This is a genomic window from Hydrogenophaga sp. (assembly GCF_022844385.1).
GTDB lineage: Bacteria > Pseudomonadota > Gammaproteobacteria > Burkholderiales > Burkholderiaceae_C > Hydrogenophaga.
Genome location: NZ_JALHLX010000165.1, coordinates 1 through 6,105, shown reverse-complemented (window position 1 = coordinate 6,105; position 6,105 = coordinate 1). Strand labels below are relative to the sequence as shown.

At 67.8% G+C, this 6,105-nt stretch carries 7 protein-coding genes and 1 pseudogene; 7 read left to right on the top strand and 1 reads right to left on the bottom strand.

All coding sequences use genetic code 11. From position 1 onward, the window contains the following. A pseudogene (locus tag Q0C59_RS17890) lies at positions 1 to 192 on the top strand (aldo/keto reductase); the annotation flags it as partial. A 90-nt stretch (positions 193 to 282) separates the two neighbouring features. Here the strand turns inward: Q0C59_RS17890 and Q0C59_RS17885 are convergent. Then, a complete protein-coding gene (locus Q0C59_RS17885; protein ID WP_291218077.1) occupies positions 283 to 717 on the bottom strand; it encodes a lysozyme inhibitor LprI family protein in 435 nt (144 codons plus the stop codon). A 160-nt stretch (positions 718 to 877) separates the two neighbouring features. Here Q0C59_RS17885 and Q0C59_RS17880 point away from each other — a divergent pair, with 160 nt between their 5' ends. The 6 genes from Q0C59_RS17880 to arsA form a co-directional block, all read left to right on the top strand. After that, positions 878 to 1,348: a Spy/CpxP family protein refolding chaperone gene (locus Q0C59_RS17880; protein ID WP_291218075.1), complete on the top strand. Its 471-nt coding sequence runs from the start codon at positions 878 to 880 to the stop codon at positions 1,346 to 1,348. 41 nt (positions 1,349 to 1,389) lie between these two features. After that, complete coding sequence (locus tag Q0C59_RS17875) at positions 1,390 to 2,097, top strand: response regulator transcription factor (protein WP_291218073.1); 708 nt, start codon at positions 1,390 to 1,392, stop codon at positions 2,095 to 2,097. Next, the gene (locus tag Q0C59_RS17870) at positions 2,094 to 3,443 is read left to right on the top strand and encodes a HAMP domain-containing sensor histidine kinase (RefSeq protein ID WP_291218071.1); all 1,350 of its coding nucleotides are present in this window, start codon (positions 2,094 to 2,096) and stop codon (positions 3,441 to 3,443) included. Before Q0C59_RS17875 ends, Q0C59_RS17870 begins: the two co-directional genes overlap by 4 nt. Before the next feature lie 56 nt (positions 3,444 to 3,499). Beyond that, the gene (locus Q0C59_RS17865) at positions 3,500 to 3,826 is read left to right on the top strand and encodes an AbrB/MazE/SpoVT family DNA-binding domain-containing protein (RefSeq protein ID WP_291218069.1); all 327 of its coding nucleotides are present in this window, start codon (positions 3,500 to 3,502) and stop codon (positions 3,824 to 3,826) included. Further along, complete coding sequence (locus Q0C59_RS17860; RefSeq protein ID WP_291218067.1) at positions 3,823 to 4,263, top strand: putative toxin-antitoxin system toxin component, PIN family; 441 nt, start codon at positions 3,823 to 3,825, stop codon at positions 4,261 to 4,263. The genes Q0C59_RS17865 and Q0C59_RS17860 overlap by 4 nt, the downstream gene beginning before the upstream one ends. A gap of 82 nt (positions 4,264 to 4,345) precedes the next feature. Continuing rightward, the coding region (gene arsA / locus Q0C59_RS17855; protein ID WP_291218065.1) for an arsenical pump-driving ATPase at positions 4,346 to 6,105 on the top strand (1,760 nt) is incomplete at its 3' end.

The window sequence follows — 6,105 nt, the reverse complement described above, 5'->3', positions numbered from 1 at the left end:
CTGGGCAACGACATCCTGCCCATCCCCGGCACGGCGCGCGAGGACCACCTGCGAGAGAACATCGGCGCGGCCGATGTGAAGCTGGACACGGCCACCATGGCCAAGCTGGACGCGTTGATCAACCAGCAGACCGTCAAGGGCAACCGCTACAACGACCAGGCCAACCGCGAAGTCGACACCGAAGTCTGGTGATCTGAGCCCCCACGCTCCGCCGCTGCGCGGGTTGCTGCCCCCCGAGGGGGCGGGTCCAGCCTTGGGGCGGCCCGGCGGCTGGCCCGGGCTTCACTTGGGCTGCCGCACGCAGCTCAAGTCGCCCTCCTTGCAATCCAGAAACCGCTGCAGTTCGGCGGTGCGCTCGCGGGTCATGCGCGCCTGGCACTGCCAGTTGATCATGGGCGCAATGCTGCCGCCCTCGACGCCGCTCTTCTCGAACTCACAGGCTTTCACGCGGTACTGGATCCACTCGGTCTGCACCTGCCGCAACAGCTGGCGCTGCTTGTTGCCCACGCTTTGCGACAAGGTTTTGTAGGCGGTGTTGTAGGCAGCGGTCGCGGCTTCAAAGTCTTGAAAGGCGCAGGCGTTCAGTTCGCTCTGGGTGCCGGGGGTCTTCGAACAATCCACTGGCGCTGGCTTGGGGCCCGTGGCGGTGGACAGCGCCAAGGCACAGTGACTGGCAAGACCCAGCGCGACCAGATGTTTCAGCAGGGTGGTTTTCATGCGGTGTCTCCACAGCGCCGGGGTGGCACAACTGGCGCATTGTGCAGCGCCCCCGCCCGACATGAAACGAAACAAACCGAAACCGCGGCGAGACGACGCAATCGTCCCGGGCCGGCACCATCACGGTCATGTTCAACCCCTCCTCAACAAGGACACCGTCATGAAACCCTGGATCAAACGCTCACTCATCGCCCTGACCGGCATCACCATCGCTGTGGGCGGCCTCACCGCCTGTGGCACGCGCGGCCACCAGGAGCACGGCTCCATGAGCGCCGAGCGCATGACCGAAATGCGCGGCAAGGTGATCGACCGTGTGACGAAGAAGCTCGACCTCACCGCCGAGCAGCAACAAAAGCTCGGCGTGCTGGCCGACAAGCTGCAGGCCCAACGCACCGCCTTCATGGGCCAGACCACCGACCCGCGCGCCGAGGTACGGCAACTGGTGGCCGGCGAAAAGTTCGACCGCGCCCGTGCCCTGAGCTTGCTCGACGAGAAGACCCGCGTGGTGCAGGTGAGCAGCCCTGAAGTGATCAACGCCCTGGCCGATTTCTACGACAGCCTCAACCCGACGCAGCAGTCCGAGGTTCGCGAGATGATGAACAAACGCAAGGGCTGGGGCCGCCGCGGCTGAGTCGGCATGTCGTCAAGGGCACCGCAGTGTGAGAATGCCGCATGCACCGTGTACTGCTGATTGACGACGACGAACAGCTCGGGCCACCGCTGGCCACCTACTTTCGGCGGTTCGAGCTGGATCTCACGCAGGCGCTCAAGCCCAGCGAGGGCCTGGCGCGCCTGCGCAGCGGCGTGTTCGAGGCCGCCATCCTTGACGTGATGCTGCCCGAGATGGACGGCTTTGAACTCTGCCGCACCATCCGCAAGGAAAGCGACATCCCCATCGTCATGCTCACGGCGCGCGGTGATGTGATGGACCGTGTGGTGGGCCTGGAGCTGGGCGCCGACGCCTACCTGCCCAAACCCTTCGAGCCGCGCGAACTCGTCGCCCACATCCAGACCTTGCTGCGCCGCCGCCATGGCCACAACGGCCCCGCCAACGGCGCACCGGCGCCCGACGTGCTGGCGTTCGAAGGCCTGACCATCGACCCGGCGCGCCGCAGTGTGGTGCGCCAGGGCGAAGAGGTTGAACTCACCGGCACCGAGTTCGAACTGCTGCACCTGCTGGCCCGCGAGAGCGGGCGCGTGTTCAGCCGCGACGACATCCTCAACCAGCTGCGTGGTCACGAGGCCGACCTCTACACCCGCGCGGTGGACATCGTGGTGAGTCGCCTGCGCAAAAAGCTGGAGCCGCTGGACTGCATCAAGACGCTGCGCAACGCGGGCTATTCGCTGGCGTTGCGACGCATCGGACCCACCCCGCCATGAACTGGCTGCGCCGCCTGCGCCACTCCATCAAGCTGCGCCTGCTCGCGGTGTTCCTGCTGCTGGCGCTGTCGGTGGCCTTCATCTTCATCAGCGGCGCGCAGAAGGCGTTTTCGCTCGGGTGGCGCGAAGCCGCGCGCCCGCTGCTCATGGACTATGTGAGCCGCCTGGCCTCCGACGTGGCCCCCGCCGGCACACCCGAGGTGCAACGCGCGCAGGCCATCGTGTCGCGCCTGCCGGTGATCACCATCGACATTGCCGGCCCGCAGGTGAACTGGCGTTCGCACGCTGAAGCGCAGGAGCCGCGCGGACCGCGCAAACACCGGCGCGGCGAAGACCGAAACGACTGGGGCGACGACCGCGACTGGGACAGCCTGCTTCAGCGCACCAGCGCCGACGGGCACACCATCACCTTCGGCCTGAACGACACCGCGTTCGAACGCCGTCCGCGCCTGTTCGGTTTTGCGCTCACGGCCCTGCTGCTGATCACCGCCTTGGCGTGGCTGTATGTGCGCCGCTTGCTGCGCCCGTTGGACGACATCCGCGCCGGTGCCATGCGCTTTGGCGCTGGCGAGTTCGGGCAACCCATCGCACTGCGGCCATCCCGTCGCCACGACGAACTGGGCGAGCTCGCCACCACCATCAACACCATGGGGCATGACATCGAGCAAATGCTCGAAGCCCAGCGCGCCCTGCTGCTGGCCATCAGCCACGAACTGCGCAGCCCGCTCACGCGCGCCCGGCTCAATACCGAGCTGCTGCCCGACACCGCAGACGTCACCCCCCAGCGCGAAGCCCTGCTGCGCGATCTGGCCGAGATGGCCAAGCTCATCAGCGATTTGCTGGAGAGCGAACGCCTGGCCGGCCGCCACGCCGCGCTGAACCGCGAGCCCACCGATCCGGCCCAACTGGCCCGCGACGTGATCGACGAACTCGCGAACACGCAACCCGCCGCGCACAGCATCCGCGTGCACACCGCATCGCACCTGCCGACGCTGCCGCTCGACCGCATCCGCGTGAAACTGCTGCTGCGCAACCTGCTCGACAACGCGCTGCGCCACAGCGCGGACGCACCGCTGCCGGTGGAGCTGCACATCCGCCGCACCGGCGAAGCGGGGCAGGGCATCGAACTCGAGGTGCGCGACCACGGCCCCGGCGTGCCCGACGACCAGCTGCCCCATCTGGCCCAGGCCTTCTTCCGCCCCGACACCGCCCGCACCCGCAACGCCGGCGGCGTGGGCCTGGGGCTGTACCTGTGCCGCCTGGTGGCCCAGGCGCATGGCGGCACGTTTGCGGTGCGCAATGCAAAGCCGGGCCTGGCGGTCACGGTGACGCTGCCGGGCCGTTGACTTGCCGTGAATTCGCCATCTGGTTAAAGTAAGGATTCCTTGCTTTGGAGATCGCCATGTTGGCCAAACTGACATCCAAGAACCAGCTCACCTTGCCCAAGGCCGCCACCCAGGCGGTGGGTGCCTCCGAGTACTTTGAAGTGGAGACCCGCGCCGGCCAGATCATCCTGACGCCGGTGCGGTTGCAGCGCGTCGATGCCGTGCGCGCCAAGCTGGCCGAGCTGGACCTGACCGAACTGGATGTGGCCGATGCGGTGGCCTGGGCCCGTTCGGGCGCGCTGCAAGCGGCCGAGCCTGCTGCGGTGTACGCCGCCCGGCCCGCCAAGAGGGTTGCGAACAAGGCTGCGAAGAAGGCGGCCCTGAAGACCTCGCCGCGCAAATGAGTGCGCCAACTCGCGTGGTGCTCGACACCAACGTGGTGTTGTCCGCGCTGCTGTTTGGCGGCAAGGCCGCCGGCGCCTTGCGCCAGGGTTGGCAACAAGGCGCTTTCACCCCGCTGGTCAGCACCGCCACCGTGCAGGAGTTGATGCGCGTGCTGGCCTACCCCAAGTTCCGTTTGACGACGGGCGACCAGCAGGAGCTGTTGGCCGACTTCCTGCCTCACACCACCGCTGTTCGAATCCCGGAGCCTCCACCGCCTGTGCCGGATTGCAGAGACCCGTTCGATCTGCCTTTTCTGCACCTGGCGGTGGCCGGCAAAGCGCGTTGGCTGGTGTCGGGCGACCGGGACCTGCTGGTGCTGGCCGACGCGTTCGCTGCGAACAATGCCTGCCGCGTCGTGACCCTGGAAGCTTTCATGCAGTCCCGCGCATTGAAGTAGCGTCGGGCTGCAAGCCCACCCGTGTGGCGCCACCTTGATGCGGATCAGCCCGCGCCAAGGCGGTTGGTGCCATGCTGGGCACATGACCCCCTTCAACCCGCCTGGCTTCACCACCGCGCCCACGCGCTTCCTGTTTTTCACCGGCAAAGGCGGCGTGGGCAAAACCTCGCTGTCCACCGCCACGGCCATTGCCTTGGCCGACGCGGGCCACCGCGTGCTGCTGGTCAGCACCGACGCCGCGTCCAACCTGGACGACATGCTGGGCATCACCCTGTCGAACCAGCCGGTGGACGTGCCCGGTGTGCCTGGCCTCTCGGTCATCAACATCGACCCCGACGCTGCCGCCGAGGCCTACCGCCTGCGCGTGCTCGCGCAACTGGGCAGCGACGCCACCGACGCCGAGCGCCACACCGTGCGCGAACAACTCTCGGGCGCCTGCACCACCGAGATCGCCGCGTTCGATGAATTCGCCGCGCTGCTGGTGGGCGAGGGTGATGGCGCGCGCTACGACCACGTGGTGTTCGACACCGCGCCCACCGGCCACACCTTGCGCCTCTTGAGCCTGCCCAAGGCCTGGAGCGGCTTTCTCGCCGACAACGATCGCGGCGCCTCGTGCCTGGGCCCGCACTCGGGCCTGAAGATGCAGGAGGCCCGCTTCAACGCCGCGCTGCAGGCCTTGAGCGACCCCGCGCTCACCACCGTGGTGCTCGTCACCCGGCCCGACCCGCGCCCCATGCAGGAAGCCGCGCGCACCGCTGAAGAGCTGCGCAGCCTGGGCCTCGCCAACCAGCGGCTCGCCATCAACGGCGTGTTCCACGCGAGCGACCCCAACGACCCGATTGCGCAAGCCATCGAAGCCCTGGGCCGTGAAGCCATGGCCACCATGCCCGACACACTCGCCCAGCTGCCGCGCGACGAAGTGCCGCTGCGCGCCTTCGACACGGTGGGCCTGCCCGCGCTGCGAGCGCTGCTGGGCGCATCAGTTCGCCCTGAGCCTGTCGAAGGGCTCGCAGGGTTTGGACAAGCCCAAGCCGAACGGAAGGCGAGCTTGCCCGCCGAACCGCTGAGCCGCATGGCCGACGAGCTCGCCGCCAAGGGCCACGGCCTGATCATGGTCATGGGCAAAGGCGGCGTGGGCAAAACCACCATTGCCGCCGCCCTGGCCGTGGGCCTGGTGCAGCGCGGCCACAGCGTGCACCTGACCACCACCGACCCGGCCGCCCACGTGGCCGACACCTTGAACGGCAGCCTGGAAGGCCTGAAGGTCGGGCGCATCGACCCCAAGGCCGAAACCGAGGCCTACATCGCCAAGATCATGGCCAGCAAGGGCAAGGATCTCGACGAACAGGGCCGCGCCCTGCTGCTGGAAGACCTGCAGTCCCCCTGCACCGAAGAAGTGGCCGTGTTCCACGCTTTCAGCCGCGTGGTCAACACTGCGCGCAGCGCCTTTGTGGTGCTCGACACGGCCCCCACCGGCCACAGCCTGCTGCTGATGGACGCCACCGGCGCCTACCACCGCCAGATGACGCAGCAATACGAAACCAAGGCCGACGGCAGCAGCGCCAGCGGCCTGCACATCGTCACACCGCTCATGCGCCTGCAAGACGGCAGCATCACCCACGTCGTCATCGTCACCCTGCCCGAGACCACCCCCGTGACCCAGGCCGCTGCGCTGCAAGACGACCTGCGCCGCGCCCACATCGAACCCTGGGCCTGGGTCATCAACAAAAGCATCGCCGCCAGCGGCACCAGCGATCCGTTGCTTCGGGCGCGGCTGGAAGGCGAGCGCACGCAAACGCAGCGCATTGCCGATGGGTTGGCGAAACGGACGTTTGTGTTGCC

What these genes read in the sequence shown, in the direction of transcription:
- Q0C59_RS17875 (WP_291218073.1), top strand. Translation starts at nt 1,390, where the DNA reads ATGCACCGTGTACTGCTGATTGACGACGACGAACAGCTCGGGCCACCG.
- Q0C59_RS17860 (WP_291218067.1), top strand. Translation starts at nt 3,823, where the DNA reads ATGAGTGCGCCAACTCGCGTGGTGCTCGACACCAACGTGGTGTTGTCC.
- Q0C59_RS17870 (WP_291218071.1), top strand. Translation starts at nt 2,094, where the DNA reads ATGAACTGGCTGCGCCGCCTGCGCCACTCCATCAAGCTGCGCCTGCTC.
- Q0C59_RS17880 (WP_291218075.1), top strand. Translation starts at nt 878, where the DNA reads ATGAAACCCTGGATCAAACGCTCACTCATCGCCCTGACCGGCATCACC.
- Q0C59_RS17885 (WP_291218077.1), bottom strand. Translation starts at nt 717, where the DNA reads ATGAAAACCACCCTGCTGAAACATCTGGTCGCGCTGGGTCTTGCCAGT.
- Q0C59_RS17865 (WP_291218069.1), top strand. Translation starts at nt 3,500, where the DNA reads ATGTTGGCCAAACTGACATCCAAGAACCAGCTCACCTTGCCCAAGGCC.